This is a genomic window from Elusimicrobiota bacterium (genome assembly GCA_041660925.1).
Classification (GTDB): Bacteria; Elusimicrobiota; Elusimicrobia; order UBA1565; family UBA1565; genus JBAZUV01.
Genome location: JBAZVI010000003.1, coordinates 39,638 through 60,837, shown reverse-complemented (window position 1 = coordinate 60,837; position 21,200 = coordinate 39,638). Strand labels below are relative to the sequence as shown.

Here is a 21,200-nt window from a genome sequence, read left to right as displayed (position 1 = left end):
GCGGGAAGCCCTGCCGGTTTCCCCGGATCAAGATCATCGCCATTCTCTCCCCGCGTCAGATTCCGGCGCATAGAGACATCCGACATGTCCGCGCCGAAATCTGAAGTGATCGCGGTCGTCGGCCCCACCGCCTCGGGGAAGACGGAGCTCGCCCTCGCCCTCGCGCGGCGCCTCGACGGAGAGATCCTCTCGGCGGACATGGGGCAGCTCTATCGCCTCCTCGACGCCGGCACGGCCAAGCCCGCCGGCCGCTGGGAGGACGGCCCCGGGGGGAAGGTCTTCCTCGTCGAAGGAACCCCCTACCACCTCGTCGACGCGCTCGATCCCGCCGAGGAGACCGACGCGGGCGCCTATGCGCGCCGGGCCTCGGCCGTCCTCGAGGACGTGCTCCGCCGCGGGCGCCGGCCCATCGTCTGCGGCGGCACCGGCCTCTATGTGCGCGCCCTCCTCGAGGGGCTCGCCCCTCTGCCTCCCCGGGACCCCGCGCTCCGCGCGGAGCTCGAGCGCCGCGCCGCGGCCGAAGGCCGCGCCGCTTTGCACGCGGAGCTCGAGCGCCGAGACCCGGACGCCGCGCGGGCGATCCCGCCCAACAACCTCCAGCGCGTCGTGCGCGCGCTCGAGGTGTGCGCGCTGACCGGCAAGCCCTTCAGCGCGCTCGCCGTCCGCCCGCCCGCGGGGGAGCGGCGCGCCGAGTATCTGGCCGTCGAGCGGAGCCCCGCGGAGCTGCGCGAACGCATCCGCGCGCGCACGCAGGAGATGTTCCCCAGGATGGTGGAGGAGGTCCGCCGCCTCGTCCCCACGCGTCTGCGCGGCGACGAACCGGGTTTCCGCTGCCTCGGCTATCCCGAAGCCGTCGCCTGCGCGGCGGGCCGCCTCGCTCCCGCGGAAGGTCTCGCCGGGATGCTGCGCGCGACCCTCGCGTACGCGAAGCGCCAGCGCACCTGGTTCCGCGGTCAGACGGACGCCCGCTGGCTGGCGCCCGACGCGGACCTCGACGCCCTCGCGGGGGAGCTCCGATGAGCCCCGTCGAGACGCGGCCGCTGGAACGGGTGCTCCTCGTCGGCGCGTACCTGCGCGCCGCGGACCCGGCGCGCTCGGAGGAGAGCTTCGCGGAGCTCGAGCGGCTGACCGAGACGGCCGGCGGCCTCGTCGTCGACCGCATCGTCCAGCGCCTGGAGCGCTACCATCCCGGCACGCTCCTGGGCAGCGGGAAGATCGAGGAGATCGCCCGCGCGGTCCGCGCGGCCCGCGCGCGCACGGTGATCGTCGACCGCGACCTCTCGCCGGCGCAGCAGAAGACGCTCGAACGCGAGCTCGACGCGAAGATCATCGACCGCACCCGGCTCATCCTCGACATCTTCGCCCGGCGCGCCCGCACCCGCGAAGGCGAGCTGCAGGTGGAGCTCGCCCAGCTCTCCTATATGCTGCCCCGGCTCACCGGCTCCTGGCGCGGCTTCTCGCAGCAGGTCGGAGGCATCGGCACGCGCGGGCCCGGCGAGCGCAAGCTCGAGTACGAGCGCCGCCACATCCAGCTGCGCATCTCCCATCTCAAGAACGACATCGAGCGCGTGCGCCGCCAGCGCGCGGTCCAGCGCCGACGGCGGCTCTCCATCCCGGTGCCCTCCGTCGCCATCATCGGCTACACGAACGTCGGGAAGTCGAGCCTCCTCAACGCGCTCATCCGCATGTCGGACTCCGCGCGCGAGGAACGGACGAAGGCGGCGGGCGCCGCGCGGCCCTCCAACCGCGCCCTCGTCTACGCCGACGACAAGCTCTTCGCGACGCTCGACCCCACGACCCGACGCGTGCGCCTTCCCCAGGGAGGCTGGGCGGTCTTCACCGACACCGTCGGCTTCATCTCCAACCTCCCCACCGCGCTCGTCGCGGCGTTCCGCTCCACGCTCGAGGAGGTCCTCGAAGCGGACTGCGTGCTCATCCTCGAGGACGCCTCTTCGCCCGAGGCCCAGGCCCAGCGCGCGACCGTCGAAGGCGTCCTGCGCGAGCTCGGAGCCGACGGGATCCCGCGCCTCGCCGCGGCGAACAAGTCGGACGTCCTCGACGCCGGGCGCCGCGCCGCGCTCGAGCGCGAGGACCGTCTGCTCGTCTCGGCGAAGACCGGCGCGGGGCTCGAGGCCCTGCTCGAAGGCGTCCAGGGAGTCCTCAACCACCGGTGGCTGCTGCGCGAGGCCGTCGTGGAGCCCGACGGCGCCCTCATCGACTTCCTCCATCGCTCCGCCCAGGTCCTGGAACTCCGGCCGGAAGGAGGCCGCCTCAACGCCCGGCTGCGCGTCACCCGGGAGAACTGGAGCCGCATCCTCCACAGGCTCGGGAATCCCGCGCCCGGGACTCCTCCCGGGATTCCCGAGTAGGTTTGCTGCTCGACGAAAAAAATGCTTTATTTATCTAGACAAACCCGAATTCCGCGTCCCGGGAGAATCGAAACCGGGACGCGGGATTCGGGACTATACCCATGACGCTCGACCCCCTGTCCGTCGCGCTCGCCGCGACCGCCTACGTCGCCGGAGCGGTGCCTTCCGGCTACCTCATCGCCAAGAAGATGAAGGGCATCGACATCCGCGAGCACGGTTCCGGCAACCCCGGAGCGGCGAACGTCTACCGGATCGCCGGCACGACGGCGGGACTCTGGACGCTGGGCATCGACGCCTTCAAGGGCTTCCTGCCGGTCCTCGCCGCGCGCCACATGCGCCCCGACGACCTCGAACTCGCCCTCCTCTGCGGAGCGCTGGCCATCGTCGGACACGTCTGGACGGTCTTCCTCGTCTTCAAGGGAGGCAAGGGCGTCGCGACCTCGGCGGGAGTCTTCTCCGCGCTCCTGCCAGGCCCGATGGTGCCCACCCTCCTCGTCTTCATCTTCGGCGTCGCGCGCTCGGGGCACATCTCCGTCGGCTCGATGTGCGCCGCCGCCGCCCTTCCGATCTTCGCCGCGCTCTTCCGGCCGCCCCTGCCGCTGATGCTCCTCGCCTGCGCGGCCTCCGCGCTCGTGCTCCTGCGCCACATCCCCAACCTGCTGAGCCTGCTCCGGGGAGAGCGGCTCGCCGCGCGCAAGGCGGTCCGATGAACGCCCGCAGAGAGAAGGTCTGCGTGCTCGGCGGCGGCATCTGGGGGACCGCCCTGGCCAACCACCTCGCCGGCAAAGGACGCCCCGTGGTCCTCTGGGAGTACTTCGCCGCCCTCGCCGCGCGCCTCGAACGCACGCGCCGCCACCCGCACATCCCGGATCTCCGGATCCTTCCGCCGGTGCGCGTCGTCTCCGACCTCGAGGAGGCGGTCCGCGACGCCGGGGTCCTGCTGGTCGTGCTGCCCTCGACCGCGGTGCGCGCGACGATGAGACGCCTGCGGCCGCTCGTCGGTGCGGTCCCGCCGCGCCCCATCGTCGTCAACGCCTCCAAGGGCGTGGAGCGCGGCTCCCTGCGCACGATGGGAGAGGTCCTCCACGAAGAGCTCCCGCACCTCGAAGGCCGGATCTTCACGCTCTCGGGCCCGAGCTTCGCGCGCGAGGTCGCCCGCGGCGTCCCCACGCGCATGGTGCTCGCCGGCCCGCCGGTGCCCGCCGCGCGCGAGGTCCGCCGCCTGCTCGAGGGAGGGACGGTGCGCGTCGTCCCGAGCGACGACCAGATCGGCGTCGAACTCGCCGGCTCGCTCAAGAACGTCGTGGCCATCGGCGCCGGGATCCTCGACGGCCTGCGCCTCGGCGCGAACACGAAGGCCGCGCTGATGACCCAGGGCGTCGCGGAGATGGGACAGCTCGTGGAGCGCCTCGGCGGGCGGCGCGAGACGATCTACGGACTCTGCGGGCTCGGGGACCTCATCGCCACCGGGACTTCGCAGGAGTCCCGCAACCGCGGGCTCGGAGAGCGCCTCGGCCGGGGACGGAGCCTGCGTCGCGCCCTCGCCGAGATCGACATGGTCGTCGAAGGCGTCGAGTCGGCTCAGAGCGCGCTCGAGCTTCTCCACTCGTGCGGCTTCAAGGCGCCGCTCCTCGAGGCGGTCTGGGGAGTCGTCCACGGCGGACGCCCGCCCAAGACGGTGGTGGAAGCGCTCGGATTTTCGACGGAAAGATAAGAGGAACGACCATGGCCAAGAAAGAACCTCCCGGCGAGGAGCCGAAGGACCCGAAGGAAGCGAAAGAGAAGGACTCGAAGCGGGTCTTGCCCGACGAGATCGAGGTCCGCATCTACTCGCTGGCGACCACCGTCAACGAATGCATCGTCTTCCTCGAGGAGGCCGAGGGCAGCCGCCTGCTGCCCATCTGGATCGGCCTCGCCGAAGGGCAGGCCATCGCCATCCGCTTCTCCGGCATCGTGCTGCCCCGGCCGCTGACGCACGACCTCCTGCTCTCGGCGATCAAGACCCTGGGCTGGAACGTGGAGAAGGTCGTCGTCACCGACCTGCGGGAGAACACCTTCTACGCGAACATCCACCTGCGCCGCGGAGCGGAGGAGCGCCTCGTCGACTCGCGCCCCTCGGACGCCATCGCCGTCGCGGTCCGCGCCGGCTGTCCGATGTTCGTGAAGAAGACCGTCTTCGAGCGCTGCCAGGTGCTGAGCAAGCCCATCAGCGAGCAGGAGGTCACGAAGTTCCGCGAGGAGCTCAAGAACATCCGCCCCGAGGACATCTTCAAGGACCTCAAACAGAAGCCGCCGCGCGGCCAAGGTTCCGGCGAGAAGGACGAGGAGGGCCCGGACGCCCCGGGGAAGAAAGGATCATGAACCGACTGGACATCATCAAGGCCGTTTCCAAAGTCCTCTCCACGAAGGGAGAAGCCGCCCGCGCCGTCGAGACCACCTTCGAGGTCGTCCGGCAGGCCCTGCGCGGGGGGGAGAAGGTCGTCATCTCGAACTTCGGGACCTTCCGCGTCAAGGCGCGCCAGGCCCGGCTCGGCCGCAACCCGAAGACCGGCGACAACGTCCAGGTGCCGCCCCGCAAGGGCGTACGCTTCAAGGCTTCGAAGAACCTCCTCTCGCCGTGACCGAAGAGATCCGCCCGCTGCTGCCGGACAAGGAGTTCTTCACCGTCAGCGAGGTGAGCCGCGCCGCGCAGGTCCCCGTCCACACCCTGCGCTACTGGGAGGCGCAGTTCCGCATGCTGCGGCCGGTGCGCCGCGCGAGCGGGCATCGCCGCTACGCGCGCCGCGACGTGGAACTCGTCCTGCGGATCAAGGATCTGCTGCGCAACCGCAAGATGACCGTGGCCGGGGCGCGCAAAGCCCTGCTCGAGCGCGCGCGCGCGGCGAAGCCCTCCGAGGACGCAGCACTCCAGGGCGCCCGCATGAACACCCAGGCCCTGCGGATCCTGCGCGACGTGCGCGACGAAGTGCGCGCGCTCGCGGACGAGCTGGCCTGAAGGCGCGGCCGCTCTTATTTGCTACAATCGGCGTCCCAGTGCCGCATCGGGGAGTGGCTCAATGGTAGAGCGCTCGCTTGGGGTGCGAGAGACTCCGGGTTCGATTCCCGGCTCCCCGATGAGGCACTGGGTCCGGCATCCTCTCCGAGGATGCCGACGGGTCTAGGAAAGTGCTAGAATGACCCTGTCGCTCGATTTCCCGGGGTGTAGCTCAATCGGCTAGAGCGCTTGGTTCGGGACCAAGAGGTTCTCGGTTCAAGTCCGAGCACCCCGAAATTTCAAGAAATGACGCGGGCCTGAAGAGGCCCGCGTCGTCTTTTTCAACGAGAGGGGCTCCCGTCCCTTGACAGGGCAACAGACGGTGGACAAGTCCCCTTGACATTATTGTATGATTGGGCCTTGACAGTATGCGCGTGCACCTCCGCATCCGCGGCCGCGTCCAGGGAGTAGGGTTCCGCTTCTTCGCCCTCGACACGGCCACGCGTCTGGGCCTGAGCGGCTGGGTCCGGAACCTCCCCGACGGGGGGGTCGAGGCCGAAGCGGAGGGGGACGCCGCGGACGTGGAGTCGTTCGTCACCGAGCTGAAGGCGGGGCCGTCGTACGCGAGCGTGGACGCCGTCGAACGCCGCGAGACGCCCCCGGACGGCGGGAAGGGATTCGAGATTCTCTGACCAGGCGCACAGAGGCCCATGCAACCGACCACCGACGCGACCAGTCAATACTTCAAAGGCATCCAGAAGCTCATCCCCGTCGACCGCGAGGAGATGCACAAGCTCTGGAAGCGCGCCAAGCGCGGCGACCGCGAGGCGAAGAAGCGCATCATGGAGGCGAACCTCCGCCTCGTCGTCCCCATCGCGAAGAAGTACCACCGCCAGGGTACCGAGTTCCTCGACCTCATCGAGGAGGGGAACCTCGGGCTCATGCACGCCATCGACAAGTTCGACCCCTCGAAGGGCTACCGCTTCTCGACCTACGCCTCCTACTGGATCGAGCAGTCGATCCGCCGCGCCGTGGAGGAACAGTCGAAGACCATCCGCATCCCGCCGCACGCCTGGGAGGCGCTGCGCAAGTGGCTGCGCGAATGGGAGAAGATGCACGCCGTCCTCGGCCGGGACCCGACGCTCGCCGAGATGGCCAAGAAGATGCACTGGACGGCCCGCCAGGTCCGCGGCGTCCTGGACGCGGCGGAAGCGGCCAAGGGCATCGGCTCGCTCGAGAACCCCATCGAGAGCGACGACGACAACCTGACCGTCGAGGACATGATCTCCGAGTCCACCTCCCAGTCGCCGGAGAACCTCATCTCCATCCTCAAGCTGCACGACGAGCTCCAGCAGGCGCTCCACGAGATCGGCGACCGCGAGCGGATCATCCTCGAACTGCGCCACGGGCTGACGGGACAGGCCCCGATGACGCTCGAGGAGGTCGGCAAGCGCCTGAAGCTCTCGCGCGAGCGCATCCGCCAGATCGAGGAGCGGGCGCTGCTGCGCCTGCGCCGCGTCGCGCACCGCATGGGCCTCATCGAGCTCAGCGAGCCGCGCTCGATCGGCAGCCCGAACCTGCAGCCCGGCTGGAACGCGCCGAAGCTGCGCACCGACATCCTCGGCCAGATCATCCCGCCCGGCCGCGTGACGGCCGACCACCCCTCGCCGAAGACCCGCAAGGGGAAGGGGGGGAAATGAGCGCCCGGACCGTGGACCTGCGCGCCTTCGTGCGCGACGTGCCCGACTTCCCGAAGAAGGGCATCGTCTTCAAGGACATCACCCCGATGCTCGCCGATGCGAAGGCCTTCGCCGCCGCGGTCGAGGAGATGTGCGCGCCCTTCGAGGGCGGGAAGATCGACCTCATCGCCGGCATCGAGTCCCGCGGCTTCCTCTTCGCCGCCGCGATGGCCGCCCGACTCGGCGTGGGCGTCATCCCGATCCGCAAGAAGGGGAAGCTCCCCTGCAAGACCGTCGCGGTGACCTACGCGCTCGAGTACGGCACGGACACCATCGAGCTGCACGAGGACGCCGCGCCGAAGGGCTCCCGGATCCTCGTCGTCGACGACGTGCTCGCCACCGGCGGCACGGCGAAGGCGGCCTGCGAGCTCGTGGAGAAGCTCGGCGCCAAGGTCTCCGGGGCCGCCTTCTTCATCGAGCTGGACTTCCTGAAAGGGCGCGAGAAGCTCCCCGGGCGCGTCGTCCACTCCGCGCTGATCTACTGAGAGCGCGCCCCCTCAGGGTCGCAGGAGATCGCTCGCCCCGCTCCCGCCATGCCGGGAGCGGGGCGATGCTTTTTGGACTGAGGCATTTAATGTAATATCTCCCTCGGGATTCCTCGTTGGGAAATCCCGAGTCGCCCTCGTAGCTCAATGGATAGAGCTACTCCGTCCTAAGGAGAAGATGGGGGTTCGATTCCCTCCGAGGGCATGACTCGACCGATGCAGAGGGCCCAGGCCCTCTCCCGCAAGCGGGAGAGGGGGGAATATAGGTAAAGGGAGTCTTTCATGGCAAAGGGATGGGCGAGACAGGAAGCGAAGCGCAACGAGGTGGCCGAGGTCCTCGAGAGGTCGTCCCTCTGGCTGCGCATGCACCAGCAGACCGCCGTCTGGGTCGGGGTGGGGACGGCGGCCGCGCTCATCGTGGCGGCCACGGCCGTCTACCGGCACTTCTCGGCCCGCGAGGACTCCTGGGCCAAGTACGCGGTGGCCCAGAGCTACGCCTACTCCGGACAGATCCCGCAGGCCATGGAGCTCGTCAAGCGCCTGCAGGAAGAGCACCCCGGAGAGCTCGCGGCCGGCCATGCGCGGCTCCTGGAGGGCGACATCGAGTTCCAGCAGGGACGCTTCAAGGAAGCGGGGGAGACCTATCAGGCGCTGCTGGAGACCGCCCGCGACAAGGCCCTCATCGCGCTCGCCATGGCGGATGTCGGCATGACCAAGGAGGCCGCGGGCGACTGCCGCTCCGCGGTGGACGCGGACCAGCGCTTCCTGGATTCTTATCAGGACCACTTCCTCGCGCCGCAGGTCCACGCCTCCATGGCCCGCTGCCACCTCTCGCTGGGAGAGGCCGACAAGGCGCGGGCGGCCTACGAGCGCATCGCGTTCCTTTATCCCGACAGCTCCTGGGCCGAGTGGGCGAAGGCGCGGCTCGCGCCGACTAAAGGCTGAGCGAGCCCACGCCATATAAACGGGAGAAGCCGCCGGGAGGACGCTTCCTCCCGGCGGCTTCTCCTTTTATGTCATCGACCGCGCGCGTTCTTCGACGGAGGGCACCGAGTGGATGATACTAGATGATAAAAGCGGAGCACTCCCTGCCGCTCTCGGGACGAACGCGGTGGTGGAAAACATAAAAAAAGACTTGACAGCCCGAAAACCTGTTTCATAGAATCCGCTTGCTCTTGAAGGAGACCTCGGAAGGGATTCGGACCGGGGAAATCCTTAACAAGGCGTAGGCATCCGAAGAGGATGCTCTATAGTCGGCAGTAGGGGCGTCCCAAAGGGATGCCTACGACAACTAAGGAGGTCGAACAAGAATGAAGAAGTTCCTAGGGATTGCGCTTGCCCTGGCCCTGGTCACACCTTCAGGGTCGGCGAGTGCCGAAGTTCTCAAGAACCTCAAGGTCGGCGGAGCGCTGGACTTCCAGGCCAACTCGGCTAAGAACGTCCGCGATTTCGTCAGCCAGGACAACGATCGCATCGGAAACGCGCTCACCCGCGTGATGGTCAACACGAACTGGGACCTGCTCGATGACATCCATGCCAACGTGTCGCTCGTCAAGAACGACCGGGCGTGGGGCAATGTGGGCAATACCGGCCAGGTCGGCGCGCAGAGCAACGGCAGCGCCGGCGCGCAGCCCATCGGCACCGCGGGCGCCAACGTGCTGGGATCCGTCTACCTCCAGCAGGCGAACGTGAAGGTCGACAAGTTCATCGGAGCCTTCGACGCAGTGGTCGGCCGCCAGTTCTTCGGCGAGCCCGGCGACCTCGTCATCTACGTCGGCCCGAAGAACAACTACGGCATGTACGTCACGGCTCTCGACGCCTTCCGGCTCGACTGGGCCAACGACATGGTCGGGTTCACGGGCCTCGCGGGTAAGGCGACCGGCAACGATCCGGCCACCAACAACCAGGCGGACGTGGACGTTCGCGGCTTCGACGTCGGCGTGAAGGGCCTCCCGGTCAAGCTCAACGCCTTCGTCTGGAACAAGGTGTCTCACGACACCCTGGCCGCTGGCGCGCAGAAGGCGGACTACCTCTGGGTCTACGGTCTGAAGTCCAAGATTGAGGCGATGGGCGGATGGGCCGGCCTGCAGTTCGCGATGAACAGCGGTGAGAACCGCACCATCGGCGGCGGCGCCTCCGGCAACTACACCGGCAAGGCCGCCATCCTGGACCTCGGCTATAAGGCCGACATCAGCAACGTGGGCGCGTTCACTCCCTGGGTCAACATCGGCGCCGGCACGGGCCGCATCAGCACCAAGGAGAACAAGATCGGCGGCTTCAAGTCGATCGCGTCGGACTACCGCCCCGGCATCATCAACGGGCGCTTCAACAACGTGTCCGACTACAACATGCAGGTTCAGGCCGGCGGCGACGTCAGCACCAACGGCCTCGAGAACCGCATCGTCATGGGCGTCGGCCTGAAGACGACCCCGGCGATGGCGGACAAGCTGGTCGTCGGCCTGTCCTTCACGGACTACCGCTTCCAGACCGCGACCGACGGCGATGCGACCTTCATCATGGCCGATGGCCGCACGCACAACAACAAGCACATCGGCTCCGAAGTCGGCATCACCGCCGACTGGAAGCACTCGGAGAACGTCAGCTACGGAGTGGGACTCGCGAAGTTCCTCCCCGGCGGCTACATCTACGAGAACAACCGGAAGGCCGGCAAGGGCGTCAACGCGGCGACCCTCTGCTTCGCCGACCTGTCGCTGAAGTTCTAACTTCGGCACAAGGACGGTTAAAGACACCCCCTCGGCGCTTGCGCCGGGGGGGTCGTCTTTTGGCCGGGAATATTTGCTAGATTCTACGCCGTGAAGCGACACGCGCCGCTCGCCGCCGCCGTCCTCCTCGCCCTCGCGGGCTCCGGCGCCTTCGCCGCCAGCCTCGACGTGGCGACCGAGTACCGGATGCGGGCGCTCTCCTACACGAACCTCAACCTCAACTCGGACCGGAACAACCAGGCCTTCATCTCCCAGCGCGCGCGCCTCGGCTTCACCCTCAAGGACATCGCCATCGGAGAGTTCCGAGGAGAATCGCAGTCGATGGACGTCTCCATCCGCCTGCACGCCCTCGGCGTCGCCGGCTCGACGACCCCCTTCACGCCGCCCTTCGACCGCATCTCGGAGCACTACCCGAACACGCGCCTGGACCCCTTCATCGAGAACGCCTTCATGCGGGTGCGCAACCTCGGCGGCCTCCCCTGGGAGAGCACCTTCGGCCTCCAGACCTTCCGGCTCGGCAGCGGGCTTCTGCTCGACGACGACGGCGCCGGCCTGACCGGCTTCTCCGCGAAGGGCCCCCTGCCCTGGCTCGACATGAGGGGGCAGCTTTTCATCTTCCAGCCCCGCAACAACCAGGCGAACCCCAACGACCTCGAGGCCTTCGGCTTCTCGCTGGAGATCCCGGCGGAGGGGACATGGCAGCTCAATCAGATGCTCGAGCGCGACCATGGGGCGAAGAGCCTGGCCCTCGGCCCCTGCACGACCAATCCGCTGATCGCCTGCCCCGCGATAAGCAAGGCGACCCGCTGGTTCTCGAGCCTCCACTACGACTTCAATTACGGCCCCATGGTGCTCGAGGCCGAGGCCGCGCTCGAGAAGGGCGCCGCCACGCCGACGGGACCGACCCCGCTCGGGAACCACATCACTTATAACGGCAACGCCCAGGTCCTGCGCGCGAAGTGGCGCCAGCCGCTCTGGAGCCAGACCCAGGGGATCATCCGCCTCCTCGCCGCCCGCGGCTCGGGCGACGACGCCGGGACCCCGACGACCGACGAAGCCTTCTTCCCGTCCTCCGGACACCGCTTCGACGGCCTCGAGCGCGCGGGGTGGGGGGAGTTCTTCGGCGCGACCCCCTACGACGCCTTCGGCGGGCAATCCACCGGCACGGCCAGCGGCCTCCAGAAGGGCGTCAGCGGCATCGTGACCGTCGGCGTCGGCATCACCCCGCCCGCCTACTACGGCGTCGTCCTGGACGTCGACTACTACCTCTATCAGGCCGACCGCAACGGCATCGGCCCGCACCGGAACCTCGGGACCGAGCTCGACCTCCGCCTGCGCTACGACGTCTTCGACCGCTTCTCCCTGAAGGCCTCCGCCGCCTTCTTCAAAGCCGGCTCCGCCTTAGACGTCGGCATGAGCTCGGCCCGCCGCTACATGCTGGAAGCGAGCGGCCGCTTCTAGAAAGCCGGTCTCCCGCGGTCCGCGCCTCCACCCGCCTCAACCGCTCCCCGCTCTCCCGGAAGAAGCTTCCCGCCTGACCGGGATCCCCCGGGAAACGCCGTCTCCCAACGGGTCCAGCCGCCTGCCCGCAGGCCCTCTGGACGGGCCCAGGAGCCAAGATGGCCCCATGAAACGCTTCCGTGCCGGGGGGCGCCCCTAGGGCCCCCGGCCGGCGCCGCCATGGGCGGACCCAGAAGGACCCCTTCCCCGAGCGCCTGGAGCCCTCTCAAACCGCTTCTGGAGGGTGATTTTAAGGGCGTTTCGGGGGGGAAAACCCCCAGATCGTCCGGTCTTCCCGCAGGGGACCGCTCTCGGCGGGCCCGTCGGAGGTCGTCGCGCTGCCCCCGCAATCCACAGGGTTATCAACACCTGTTCGTCTTTAACGAGACTCATAAATCTTAAACGGTTGTCTTATGCCATTATTTATGGCATACTCTTGCCATTGCCGAGCGACTCTCGTCGATAAAAACGGATACGCACGACGTATCCACAAGATGCCGCCGCGAATCCGATTCTGAGGCACGCTAATGACCGCGAAGACGAACGACCCCGCCGAGAACCCTCCTCACTCCCGCCATCGCATACGCCTGCGCCTGCCCAGCGGCGCCGAGATCGAAGCCGAGGGCAGCGCGGAGTTCGTCGCCGGCGAACGCCGGGAGTTCATGACGGCCCAGAGCGGCGGCGGCCCAAGCCCCGCATCGCTTCAGCTCGCCCTGGGCGGCCCCGGGGGCGCAGAGCACGCCTTGGTAGACTGGGAGGCCATCCTGGAGACCCGCGGGAACACTCTCCAGCTGAGGACCAAACTCAGAGGCGAAAAGACCGAGAAAGACGCCACCTTGCTGCTCCTGGCGGCCGCGCAGGCCCTGCTGCGCATCCAGAAGCCGACCTCCACGCAGATGGCCCGCTGGCTGCGCGCTTCTGGTTACCCTATAGCGCGAGTCGATCGCGTCATCCAGGAAGGCCTCGAGAAAGGCGAGATCCTGGCCAGCGGCAGCCGCAGGGCAAGGCGCTATGAGCTGAGCGGCCCGGGAAAGGTCAAAGCGATCCTTCTGGCTGCGAATCTCACCGAATTCGTGAAGGGCAAGCCGGCCCAGAAGCCGAGCTGATTGCGAGCCAGGAACCAGGGCCGTTCTCCGACGACAAACCCGCCGAAGAACCCGCAGGGGGACCGGATCGAGCCAAGCGCTCCCTCCCAGCGACTAGTGCTGATAACATATATTATGTTACATACAGCCATGGGACGTTCCGCCGGACCCATCGAATAAACCACATTAGAAAATCATGGATTCCGACGGAGAATCCAGCGATAATCGCGCGTTTCCGACAGATGTTGTGAGGTTCTCATAATTGGCAGTCGAAACCCTGGCAACTTCCCGGCGCGACCGGGACCGGACGGATCCGGCCGCAGCGCGGAGAGCCGAAAAGTTGGCAAGGATCCGGACCCGCCCAGGGGTGGAAAGAGCCGATCCGGAGCGGCCGAAAAGACCATGAAAGGGAGGGGTCCGGGCAGGCAGATTTCAAGGTATCCGGACCCCTTGAAAACGCTCCCCCGGGGCCGGGGCCGGGGGGGTCCGGAAAGACCAGGAAAGGACCGGGGGGCCCGGACCCAAAAAACCGGGGAGCCCCCCCGATTTTCATACTGCTTCAAAAAACACCATCGAACCCGGACCGCGATCCGGGCCCGGACCCGAAAAGACCATCGGGGACAGACACCCGCGAAAAAACGGGGAAGCGCGGAGAGCTTCCATGGTTTTTTCACCGCGACGCTCGGAAAAACCAGGAAGAGATCTCAGGTATCCGGATACCTGAAAACGCGCCCGCGCAATGAACCGCATCCGCAGCGGAAAAGACCGGGGAAGGACCTTGATGCCGATGGGAACGGCGGCGGGAGCCGGAAAACGCTATCGAGCGGCGGGATTCGTCTGCGTGGAGGCGGCTTCGGGAGTCTGAAGCGCCGCGGAAGCTGTCGGAGACTCTGGGAGCATGATCCCCGCTCCTATGACGCCGTACGCACCGAGGATGAGGAGCGGCGCGAGCTTCGAGGCCCAGTTCTGGCCCAGAGGATCGGTGAAGGAGAGCACGACGAAGCCCAGCAGGAGGGCGGCGACGCCCGCTCCGACGAGGAGCCAGCCCCGACGGGTGATCCGCTCTCCCTCGGGCTCCTGCGCCGCGGACGATGCGTACGCTGCCTCTTTCTTCTTCTTCTTCGCCATCGCTTGATTATAGCCCCTCGCCGGGGCCCTGTCAAAAATCCGGGCGGCTCCTCTCCGATGGTCTTCCGCCGCTCTAGAACGCCCTCAGGCGCAGCCAGAGCCCGCTCAGGAGGGCCGTGAGCAGGGAGAGCGAGAGCGCCAGCCCCAGGCGCCAGGAACCCGGCGCATAGCGCAGCTCCACGCGCCGGGCTCCCGCCGGGACCTCGACGGAGGTGAACGCTCCGAGAGCCCTCCGTCTTTCGGTCTTCACTCCGTCGACGCGGGCTTCCCAGCCGGGATAGAACGGCTCGGAGAGGAAGAGCGTCCCCCCCTCCCGCGCCTCTCCCTCGGCGAGGACCCGGTCTTCTCTCCGAAGGGCGCGCTTCCAAGCGGCCCCTCTCAAGGTCTTCGCCCCGTCCTCGAAGCTCCCTTCGAGCAGCGGGGAGCGCTCGCGCGCGACGAGGAGCGCTCCGACGGGCTCTTCCGGCGTCCCGTAGACGTGCCACAAGGTCGTTCCCAGGGGCTTGAGCGGACTCTTCGGGTCCTCCCGGCGGTCCAGATAGAGGCGCACCCCGCTCGCGCGCAAGCGGGCCGCCAGCTCCTCTTTCGGAGAGTCCCTCAGGGCTTCGACGACCTTCGTCGCCTCGGCGGGCAGCAGCGGCTCGTACTCCCCCCCCGCGGCAGCGAGGTGGTAGGACGCCCCGACGATGCCGAAGAGCTTCTGCCGGTAGCTCCTCCAGATGGTCTCGCGGAAGCGCCGATACTCCGGCGAGCGGTCGTCCTTGTCGACGAGCGCCCACACCTCGCCGGTGGTCGACAGGAAATAGCGCGCGCCGGCGAGCTCCTTCTGGAGCCGCTCGACGAGCGGGCCCTTCGTCGTGTAGTAGTCGGCGGGAAGGGCGGGGTAGAAGCCGTACGCGAGCGAGGAGAGCTCTGCGATCACGACGAGGGCGCAGAGCGCGGCGGCTGCGCGCGAGCGCCGCGCGAGGCGGTCGACGGCGAGCGCGGCGAGCGGCACGAGCGCGGCGAGCGCGAGGTAGCCCAGCCGGGCCGGGCCCCGGATGAACCACAGCGGAGCGCAATGCTCCCAGAGCCAGCTCGAGGCTCCGCAGTGCTTCCCGAGCACGAGCAGCGCGACCGCGGCGAGAAGGGCCGCCGCCGCCGCCGCGCGCCCGGGGCTGCGCGCGGCGAAGAGGAGCAGGCCCGCGAGCGCAAGGGCCATGCCGGCGAAGCCGACGTAGACGCTCTTCCAGGTGGAGACGGGCAGTCCCGCCGGGTCGCGGAGCGAGTCGCGATAGTCCGAGCGGAACGTGAAGGTCCTCGGCGCCCCGCCGTCGTCCCAGGTCACGGTCTCGAGACGCTCGGAACGGTCCTGCCCGGCGAGCATGAGCCGCCGCGTCCACGCGGGATGGACGAAAGCCGTGAGCTCGTAGGGCCGCAGGGACTGCGCCATCCTCTGCCAGTCCGGAAGGATGTCGCGGACCCGCGCGGATTGCCTCGAGAGCTCGGCTCCGGGGAAGAGCACCGCCGCGCCGAGCGCCAGGCCCAGCGCCGCTCCCGCCGCCGTGCGGGCCCACTCCCGACGAAGCCCTCCGCTCCCCGGGGCCGGCCAGGCCGCCGAGACGGCGAAGACCGCCGCGATGCCCGCACCCAGCACGGGCGGATAGCCGGAGAGGAGCGCGTCGGCGCAGGCGAAGGCGAAGGGCAGCGGCCGCCCGGCGAAGAGCAGGAGCGCGGGAAGATGCGCGAGCGTCGCGAGGAGGTTGGGGAACTGCAGGTACGCCGTCAGATAGCCTCCGAGCGCGAAGAGCGAGGCGCCCGCCAGCGCGGCGCTGCCGCGGAAACCGCGGCTGCGCAGCCAGAGCCAGGTCCAGAACAGCGCCAGCGCGTAGTGGAGGAGCAGGAAGGGCCCCAGCGCCCGGGTGAACGGGAAGACGTGGAAGAGGGCCGCCAGCGGGCTCAGCGCGCCCGCCTGCATGTTCCCGAGCAGCGGAAGGCCGAAGAACGCGTAGGGATCCCAGAGCGGGAGCATCCCTCGCTGGAGCGCCTCGGCGCAAAGGAAGCGCCAGGGCTGGGTGATGTGGGTCAGGTCGTCGGTGAAGTAGACCCCGCCGCGCAGCAGGGGAGCGTGCACGGCGAGGAGGGCGGCGAAGGGCAGCAGGAGCAGCGCGGCGCCGGCAGGGCGCTTCACCCGCCCCTCCGCGCGGGCGGATGCGCGCGGACGAGGAATTCCCGGGCGAGGAGGCGGTCCAGCGGCGCCCGGAAGAGCAGGCCGAGATAGAGGGCCGTCCGCCAGCGCGGGGCCGCGCGCAGAGGGAAGTCGGCTCCGACCTCCCCGTAGAGCTCCCGGACGCGGTGCTTGTAGTTCGGCAGCGGCTCGATCTCGGCGCGCCAGCCGATGCGGCGGAAGAAGCGCGCGAGGTCCCCGTAGCCGTGCTCGTTGACGTGCAGGCGCTCGTCCTCGTCGGAGCGCGGCGGTGAAGGCTCCCTCACCGGCAGCCCGAGCCGGCGCAGGAGGCGGGCGGCGCGCAGGCGGAAGCGGTAGCTGACCTTCTTGTAGTAGAGGCGGTTGACGCAGGTGTGCACGACGACGAAGCCGTCCCCGCGCAGCACCCGGGCCAGCTCGGCGAAGGTGCGCTCGAGCTCCCCGTCGTGGAGATGGTCGATGACGCCGATGAAGAAGGCGCGGTCGAAGGAGGAGTCCGCGTAGGGCAGGCGCTTCGCGTCGCAGAGCTGGACCTCCGCGCCGGAGACCCGGCGGGCGAGCTTCAGAGCTTCGGGCGCGTAGTCGGAGCCGACCGCGAAGACGCCCGCGCGGCGCAGGTGCAGAAGGAGCTCTCCGCGGCCGCAGCCGAGGTCGAGCGCCCGCATCCCCGCGCGCAGCTCGGAGCGGCGCAGCGAGTAGGCGAGCGCGGGCTTGAGGACCTCGGCGCCGTAGCGGGCGTAGAACTCCGAGCCCCCGCAGTTCTCCAGGTAATAGCGCTCGTCGTAAAGCCCGGCCTCGACCGGGACCTCAGCGCTCATTGCGGACGAGGTCCTCGTAGTCCTCGCGCCGGCGCGCGACGCGCCAGCGGCCGCCGTCGACGAGGACCTCGGCGGCGCGCGGACGGGAGTTGTACTGCGAGCTCATGCTGAAGCCGTAAGCGCCGCTCTGCAGGACGGCGAGGAAGTCGCCGGGACGCTGCGGCGCCAGAAGGTGGTCCTTGGCGAGGAAGTCCGCGCTCTCGCAGACCGGCCCGACGACGTCGCTGCGCTCGCAGCGGCCGGCGCGCTGTCGAACCGGGACGATCGCGTGATGCGCGCCGTAGAGCGCCGGGCGCAGGAGGTCGTTCATCGCCGCGTCCACGATGAGGAAGCGGCGTCCTCCGCCGCTCTTGCGGAAGAGGACCTTCGTGAGCAGGAGGCCGGCCGGCCCGACGAGCCAGCGGCCCGGCTCGAGCAGAAGGCGAAGGTCGGGGCGTCCGCGCAGGGAGGGGAGGAGGACTTTCGCGAGCTCCTCGGGGCGCATATCACGCCCTCCGCTATAGGCGATGCCCATGCCGCCGCCGACGTCGACGTGCCGCAGGCGCACGCCCGCCGCCTCGACGGCGGAGACGGCCTCGAGCAGCGCCGAGAGCGCCGCGCGATAAGGCGCCACCCGCTGGACCTGGGAACCGATGTGGCACTGGATGCCGACGGCCCGCAGGCCCCGGGTCCGCAGGGAGCGGCGGTAGACCGCCAGGGCTTCCGGCAGCGGGAGCCCGAACTTGTTGCCGTAGCGCCCGGTCGTGACGTGGGCGTGCGTGTGCGCGTCCACATCGGGGTTCAGACGCACGGCGAAGGGCGCAGAGCGCCCCAGACGCCGCGCGACCGCCGCGAGCGCCTCCGCCTCCTCGGCGGACTCGACGTTGAAGGCGAGGATGCCGGCGCGCAGCGCGCGGCGCATCTCGCTCTCGGTCTTGCCGACTCCGGAGTAGACGATCCTCCCGGGCTCGATCCCGGCCTCGAGGGCGCGCGCGAGCTCGCCGCCCGAGACGATGTCGGCGCCGGCGCCCTCGCGCGCGAGGACGCGGCAGACGGCCAGGTTCGAGTTGGCCTTGAGCGCGTAGCAGACGAGATGCTCGCGCGCGGCGAAGGCGGAGCGGAAGGCGCGCAGCCGGCGGCGGATCTCGGAGGCCGAGTAGACGTAGACCGGCGTCCCCGCGGCCCGGGCGATGCGCTCGACGGAAACCCCGTCCGCGTGGAGGACTCCGCGACGACGCTCGAAAACTTCGTTCATGGCGCTTTGATTATAGCTCTCTTCGTCCCCCCTCTCCCGCCACGCGAGAGAGGGCAGGGGTGAGGGGGCGGGGTCAGAACATCGGCCCCAGATAGACATAAAAGACCCCGCCCGGCGTCGTCGTGCGGCGCGCGTAGTCGAAGTGCACGACCAGCGGGAAGAGCTGGAGGATGAAGACGTGCAGGCGCAGGCCGGCGCCGTAGGAGTGCCGCACGTCCCGCCAGCGCGCGCCCTCGAGCTGCGAGGAAGTGTCCCAGGCGTAGCCCGCGTCGGTGAAGACGGCGGCGCTGACCGCTTTGAAGTAGAAGTCCGGGAACATGTACCACATGTAGTAGTCGAGGTTCCCCCAGAGCGGGAAGCGCCACTCGGCGGTCCCGAGCGCCATGCGCGAGCCGACGTCGGTCACCGTGCTGTAGCCGTAGCCGCGGACGGAGGAGAAGCCGCCCAGCGCGTACTGCGGCGTCTGGGGGCCGACGCTCTGCACCGCGAAGCCGCGCAGGGCGAACGCGCTCAGGCCTCCCGTGGGGACGTACTTCGAAGCGTAGACCGAGGCGGTGCGGTAGATGAAGTTCCCCCCCAGGACGCGGGGGGACTCGAGGTAGCCCAGGCGCAGGCGCGAGCCCCCGGTGGCCACGAGGTAGCGGCCCTTCACGGTGTCGCGGACGTACGCCGCCGCCGCGATGCGCGCGTCGTTGACGATGCGCTCGCCGTTGTTGACGTCGTTGTAGCGGTCGGTCACGGCCGCCGCGGTCAGCTCGACGCGCTGGAACCGGTCGAGAGGATAGGCCATCGTCGCCGCCTGCGTATGGGCCGACTCGTTGGAGTTCCAGCCCTTGCTCGTGTCGAGGCCGCGGTTGTAGACGGTCCCCATGCTCTGGAAGACGAAGCGCGGGCGCCAGCGGCTGTACTGGTAGGCGGCCTGATAATCGACGTAGCCCTCGCCCGAGGCGTAGGTCATGAGGCCCTGCGCCTGATGGATGCCGAGCATGTCCGAGCCCTGCCAGTAGCTCGTCCAGAAGAACCCTCCGTTCGAGGAGTAGAAGAACGCGGGCAGGAAGAGGTCGGAGCCGAAGGAGTCCCGGAACGCACGCTCCGACCCGAAGAGCGGGGTCGTCGAGACGGAGACGGTCGCCGGCGACCTCGTCGGCGCCGCCGGCGCGGGCTTGCCCCTCAGGACCGGCTCCGAGAGGAAATCCGCGCGGTTGCCCGCGTAGAGCTGCACGCTCCCTCCCCGCAGGGAGGCGAAGGCGATGGAGCCGTCCGGGGCGTAGGCCGGGGTGTAGGCGGCGCCCACCGTGCGCGTCAGGCGCTCGACGCGGCCCGTGGCGAGCTCGAGCTCGTGGAGATCCTGAGAGCCGTCCTTCTCGAGCGCGAAGAGCACCCGCCGGCCGTCGGGGGAGACGACGGGGTCGCGCGCGGCCCCGCGCAGCGCGCTCAGCTCTTCGCTCATGCCGCTGAAGAGGTCGAGGCGGCGCAGTCGGCGCTGGTAAGGCATCGCGTCCCCCTCGACCTCCGCCTCGGAGGTGTAGACGATCGAGCGCCCGTCGGGGCTGAAGGACGGGGTCTGGTCGTCCTGAGGGTCCTCGGTGAGCCGGCGCAGCCGGCGCGTGGAGAGGTCGAGGAGCCAGAGGTCCGTGAGGGCCTCCTTCATGCCCGCCAGCGCGACGCTGCGTCCGTCCGGAGAGAAGGCCGGCTGGGTGGCGTCGGAGAGGCCGGGGAGCGGCACCCGCTCGAGCCGCCGGGTCTCCAGGTCGTAGAGGTAGAGGGAATCCCGGTGATTGCGCTTGCCGGTGAACGCGAGTCGGCGGCCGTCCGGGGAGGCGGCGAGCACGCGCGAGAGGTCGGCGAAGCGGCCCAGCTCGACGGTCTCGATGCGGGGCTCCAGATCGAGCAGCGTGCGCGTCTTCCCCGAGGAGAGGTCGAGGAGCATGAGCGCGGGCGGGAAGCCGTCCCTCGTCGAGAGATAGGCCACGGCCTTGCGGCCGGGCAGGGGGACCGGCGAGCTGTTGGACTCGGGGATGTTGCGGTCGTGCGCGGTCGTGAGGACCCGCCCGTAGACGGCGGGCTCCTGGAGACGCTCCCGGCGCACCTGCGCGGCATAGCGCTCCTCGAGGTACTCCCGCCAGCGGCGGTCGAAGGCGAAGACGTCGAGTCCGGTGACGTCCTGGAGCACGGCGCCGCTCTCGAACTTCGAGTCGAAGAGCTTGAGCATGCGCTCGACGCGCCCTTCGCCGTACTGGCTCTCGATGAACTCCAGCGCGCTCGCTCCGCTCTCGTAGGCGAGGCGGACCTGGTGCGGCTTGAGGTGGCTGAAATGCTCGAGCTTCCAGAGCGGGATGAGGGTCTTCGAGGTGGCCGCGTCGCGCATGAGGACCTCGCCGGCCGTCTCGTCGAGGCCCTTCGTGGACCACTCCGCCATGCCTTCCATGAACCAGAGCGGGTAGACGATCGTCTTGAGGATCTGCGCGGACTTCCAGAAGCCGCTGATGAGCACGTGGAACTGGAAGACGTGGGCGAGTTCGTGGCTCGCGACGGTGTCGAGCCAGCGCCGGCTGCCGTCGTGGTAGACGAGGAAGCGGTCCTTGAAGGGCTCGGTGATGCCTCCGGTGCCGTCGCCCGCGTCGACGATGCTCGACTGCTGCATCTCGTTGGCCGAGCCGTAGAGGAAGAACGGCTTGCGGGCGCCCTTGAAGTCGGTCCGCAGGGTCCGGCTCAGGCGCGCGTAGGAGCTCTCGAGGACCCTGGCCGCGAAGGGGACCATCGGAGCGGACTCCTCGTAATAGTGGATGTCGAAGTGCTCGGTGGAGACGACCTTCCACTCGAAATCGCGGGTCACGACCTGGTTGCGCCCGAACTGGGCGTGCGCCGGGGAGACGGCGAGTGCCGCCAGGCCCAGGAGAAGCGCAGCGAAGGGAGCGGCTCTCTTCATGCGGTCGGACGCGACGCGGCGGCGGGCGCCA

Annotated in this window: 19 protein-coding genes and 3 tRNA genes; 17 read left to right on the top strand and 5 right to left on the bottom strand. The window is 69.1% G+C overall.

Annotated features, from left to right (window positions below; genetic code table 11):
• Positions 1 to 84 precede the first annotated feature (84 nt).
• The 17 genes from miaA to WC969_05290 all read left to right on the top strand — a co-directional run bounded on the left by miaA (position 85) and on the right by WC969_05290 (position 12,896).
• The gene (gene miaA / locus WC969_05370) at positions 85 to 1,020 is read left to right on the top strand and encodes a tRNA (adenosine(37)-N6)-dimethylallyltransferase MiaA (protein MFA6029261.1); all 936 of its coding nucleotides are present in this window, start codon (positions 85 to 87) and stop codon (positions 1,018 to 1,020) included.
• Positions 1,017 to 2,369, top strand: coding sequence for a GTPase HflX (hflX, locus tag WC969_05365; protein ID MFA6029260.1), 1,353 nt, complete (start codon positions 1,017 to 1,019; stop codon positions 2,367 to 2,369). Before miaA ends, hflX begins: the two co-directional genes overlap by 4 nt.
• Before the next feature lie 101 nt (positions 2,370 to 2,470).
• Positions 2,471 to 3,079 (top strand): glycerol-3-phosphate 1-O-acyltransferase PlsY, encoded by a 609-nt coding sequence (plsY, locus tag WC969_05360; protein MFA6029259.1) that lies wholly within the window; start codon positions 2,471 to 2,473, stop codon positions 3,077 to 3,079.
• A complete protein-coding gene (locus tag WC969_05355; GenBank protein ID MFA6029258.1) occupies positions 3,076 to 4,083 on the top strand; it encodes an NAD(P)H-dependent glycerol-3-phosphate dehydrogenase in 1,008 nt (335 codons plus the stop codon). Before plsY ends, WC969_05355 begins: the two co-directional genes overlap by 4 nt.
• An 11-nt stretch (positions 4,084 to 4,094) precedes the next feature.
• Entirely contained in the window at positions 4,095 to 4,730 is a 636-nt protein-coding gene (locus tag WC969_05350; protein ID MFA6029257.1) for a bifunctional nuclease family protein, read from the top strand.
• Entirely contained in the window at positions 4,727 to 4,990 is a 264-nt protein-coding gene (locus WC969_05345; protein ID MFA6029256.1) for an HU family DNA-binding protein, read from the top strand. Before WC969_05350 ends, WC969_05345 begins: the two co-directional genes overlap by 4 nt.
• Positions 4,987 to 5,364 (top strand): MerR family transcriptional regulator, encoded by a 378-nt coding sequence (locus WC969_05340; protein MFA6029255.1) that lies wholly within the window; start codon positions 4,987 to 4,989, stop codon positions 5,362 to 5,364. The genes WC969_05345 and WC969_05340 overlap by 4 nt, the downstream gene beginning before the upstream one ends.
• 47 nt (positions 5,365 to 5,411) lie before the next feature.
• Positions 5,412 to 5,483, top strand: a tRNA-Pro gene (locus WC969_05335).
• Positions 5,484 to 5,564: 81 nt separating this feature from the next.
• Positions 5,565 to 5,638, top strand: a tRNA-Pro gene (locus WC969_05330).
• A 133-nt stretch (positions 5,639 to 5,771) separates the two neighbouring features.
• Entirely contained in the window at positions 5,772 to 6,035 is a 264-nt protein-coding gene (locus tag WC969_05325) for an acylphosphatase (protein MFA6029254.1), read from the top strand.
• An 18-nt stretch (positions 6,036 to 6,053) separates the two neighbouring features.
• Entirely contained in the window at positions 6,054 to 7,043 is a 990-nt protein-coding gene (locus tag WC969_05320; GenBank protein MFA6029253.1) for a sigma-70 family RNA polymerase sigma factor, read from the top strand.
• The gene (locus tag WC969_05315; GenBank protein MFA6029252.1) at positions 7,040 to 7,567 is read left to right on the top strand and encodes an adenine phosphoribosyltransferase; all 528 of its coding nucleotides are present in this window, start codon (positions 7,040 to 7,042) and stop codon (positions 7,565 to 7,567) included. The genes WC969_05320 and WC969_05315 overlap by 4 nt, the downstream gene beginning before the upstream one ends.
• 133 nt (positions 7,568 to 7,700) lie before the next feature.
• Positions 7,701 to 7,772, top strand: a tRNA-Arg gene (locus tag WC969_05310).
• Positions 7,773 to 7,849: 77 nt separating this feature from the next.
• Positions 7,850 to 8,512 carry a tetratricopeptide repeat protein gene (locus WC969_05305; protein ID MFA6029251.1) on the top strand — a complete coding sequence of 221 codons (663 nt, stop codon included), beginning with the start codon at positions 7,850 to 7,852 and terminating at the stop codon, positions 8,510 to 8,512.
• A gap of 365 nt (positions 8,513 to 8,877) precedes the next feature.
• Positions 8,878 to 10,290 carry a hypothetical protein gene (locus WC969_05300; protein MFA6029250.1) on the top strand — a complete coding sequence of 471 codons (1,413 nt, stop codon included), beginning with the start codon at positions 8,878 to 8,880 and terminating at the stop codon, positions 10,288 to 10,290.
• A gap of 90 nt (positions 10,291 to 10,380) precedes the next feature.
• Complete coding sequence (locus tag WC969_05295) at positions 10,381 to 11,751, top strand: hypothetical protein (GenBank protein ID MFA6029249.1); 1,371 nt, start codon at positions 10,381 to 10,383, stop codon at positions 11,749 to 11,751.
• Between the two features lie 566 nt (positions 11,752 to 12,317).
• Complete coding sequence (locus tag WC969_05290; GenBank protein MFA6029248.1) at positions 12,318 to 12,896, top strand: hypothetical protein; 579 nt, start codon at positions 12,318 to 12,320, stop codon at positions 12,894 to 12,896.
• Between the two features lie 795 nt (positions 12,897 to 13,691).
• Here WC969_05290 and WC969_05285 read toward each other — a convergent pair.
• The 5 genes from WC969_05285 to WC969_05265 all read right to left on the bottom strand — a co-directional run bounded on the left by WC969_05285 (position 13,692) and on the right by WC969_05265 (position 21,169).
• Positions 13,692 to 14,003, bottom strand: coding sequence for a hypothetical protein (locus tag WC969_05285; GenBank protein ID MFA6029247.1), 312 nt, complete (start codon positions 14,001 to 14,003; stop codon positions 13,692 to 13,694).
• A gap of 73 nt (positions 14,004 to 14,076) precedes the next feature.
• Positions 14,077 to 16,173 (bottom strand): YfhO family protein, encoded by a 2,097-nt coding sequence (locus tag WC969_05280; GenBank protein MFA6029246.1) that lies wholly within the window; start codon positions 16,171 to 16,173, stop codon positions 14,077 to 14,079.
• Positions 16,170 to 17,006 carry a class I SAM-dependent methyltransferase gene (locus WC969_05275; GenBank protein ID MFA6029245.1) on the bottom strand — a complete coding sequence of 279 codons (837 nt, stop codon included), beginning with the start codon at positions 17,004 to 17,006 and terminating at the stop codon, positions 16,170 to 16,172. The genes WC969_05280 and WC969_05275 overlap by 4 nt, the downstream gene beginning before the upstream one ends.
• Entirely contained in the window at positions 16,996 to 18,240 is a 1,245-nt protein-coding gene (gene lysA / locus WC969_05270; GenBank protein ID MFA6029244.1) for a diaminopimelate decarboxylase, read from the bottom strand. Before lysA ends, WC969_05275 begins: the two co-directional genes overlap by 11 nt.
• A 73-nt stretch (positions 18,241 to 18,313) precedes the next feature.
• Positions 18,314 to 21,169, bottom strand: a complete 2,856-nt coding sequence (locus tag WC969_05265) for a BamA/TamA family outer membrane protein (GenBank protein MFA6029243.1) — start codon at positions 21,167 to 21,169, stop codon at positions 18,314 to 18,316.
• Between the last annotated feature and the right edge of the window lie 31 nt (positions 21,170 to 21,200).

What these genes read in the sequence shown, in the direction of transcription:
- miaA (MFA6029261.1), top strand. Translation starts at nt 85, where the DNA reads ATGTCCGCGCCGAAATCTGAAGTGATCGCGGTCGTCGGCCCCACCGCC.
- hflX (MFA6029260.1), top strand. Translation starts at nt 1,017, where the DNA reads ATGAGCCCCGTCGAGACGCGGCCGCTGGAACGGGTGCTCCTCGTCGGC.
- plsY (MFA6029259.1), top strand. Translation starts at nt 2,471, where the DNA reads ATGACGCTCGACCCCCTGTCCGTCGCGCTCGCCGCGACCGCCTACGTC.
- WC969_05355 (MFA6029258.1), top strand. Translation starts at nt 3,076, where the DNA reads ATGAACGCCCGCAGAGAGAAGGTCTGCGTGCTCGGCGGCGGCATCTGG.
- WC969_05350 (MFA6029257.1), top strand. Translation starts at nt 4,095, where the DNA reads ATGGCCAAGAAAGAACCTCCCGGCGAGGAGCCGAAGGACCCGAAGGAA.
- WC969_05345 (MFA6029256.1), top strand. Translation starts at nt 4,727, where the DNA reads ATGAACCGACTGGACATCATCAAGGCCGTTTCCAAAGTCCTCTCCACG.
- WC969_05325 (MFA6029254.1), top strand. Translation starts at nt 5,772, where the DNA reads ATGCGCGTGCACCTCCGCATCCGCGGCCGCGTCCAGGGAGTAGGGTTC.
- WC969_05320 (MFA6029253.1), top strand. Translation starts at nt 6,054, where the DNA reads ATGCAACCGACCACCGACGCGACCAGTCAATACTTCAAAGGCATCCAG.
- WC969_05315 (MFA6029252.1), top strand. Translation starts at nt 7,040, where the DNA reads ATGAGCGCCCGGACCGTGGACCTGCGCGCCTTCGTGCGCGACGTGCCC.
- WC969_05305 (MFA6029251.1), top strand. Translation starts at nt 7,850, where the DNA reads ATGGCAAAGGGATGGGCGAGACAGGAAGCGAAGCGCAACGAGGTGGCC.
- WC969_05300 (MFA6029250.1), top strand. Translation starts at nt 8,878, where the DNA reads ATGAAGAAGTTCCTAGGGATTGCGCTTGCCCTGGCCCTGGTCACACCT.
- WC969_05290 (MFA6029248.1), top strand. Translation starts at nt 12,318, where the DNA reads ATGACCGCGAAGACGAACGACCCCGCCGAGAACCCTCCTCACTCCCGC.
- WC969_05285 (MFA6029247.1), bottom strand. Translation starts at nt 14,003, where the DNA reads ATGGCGAAGAAGAAGAAGAAAGAGGCAGCGTACGCATCGTCCGCGGCG.
- WC969_05275 (MFA6029245.1), bottom strand. Translation starts at nt 17,006, where the DNA reads ATGAGCGCTGAGGTCCCGGTCGAGGCCGGGCTTTACGACGAGCGCTAT.
- lysA (MFA6029244.1), bottom strand. Translation starts at nt 18,240, where the DNA reads ATGAACGAAGTTTTCGAGCGTCGTCGCGGAGTCCTCCACGCGGACGGG.
- WC969_05265 (MFA6029243.1), bottom strand. Translation starts at nt 21,169, where the DNA reads ATGAAGAGAGCCGCTCCCTTCGCTGCGCTTCTCCTGGGCCTGGCGGCA.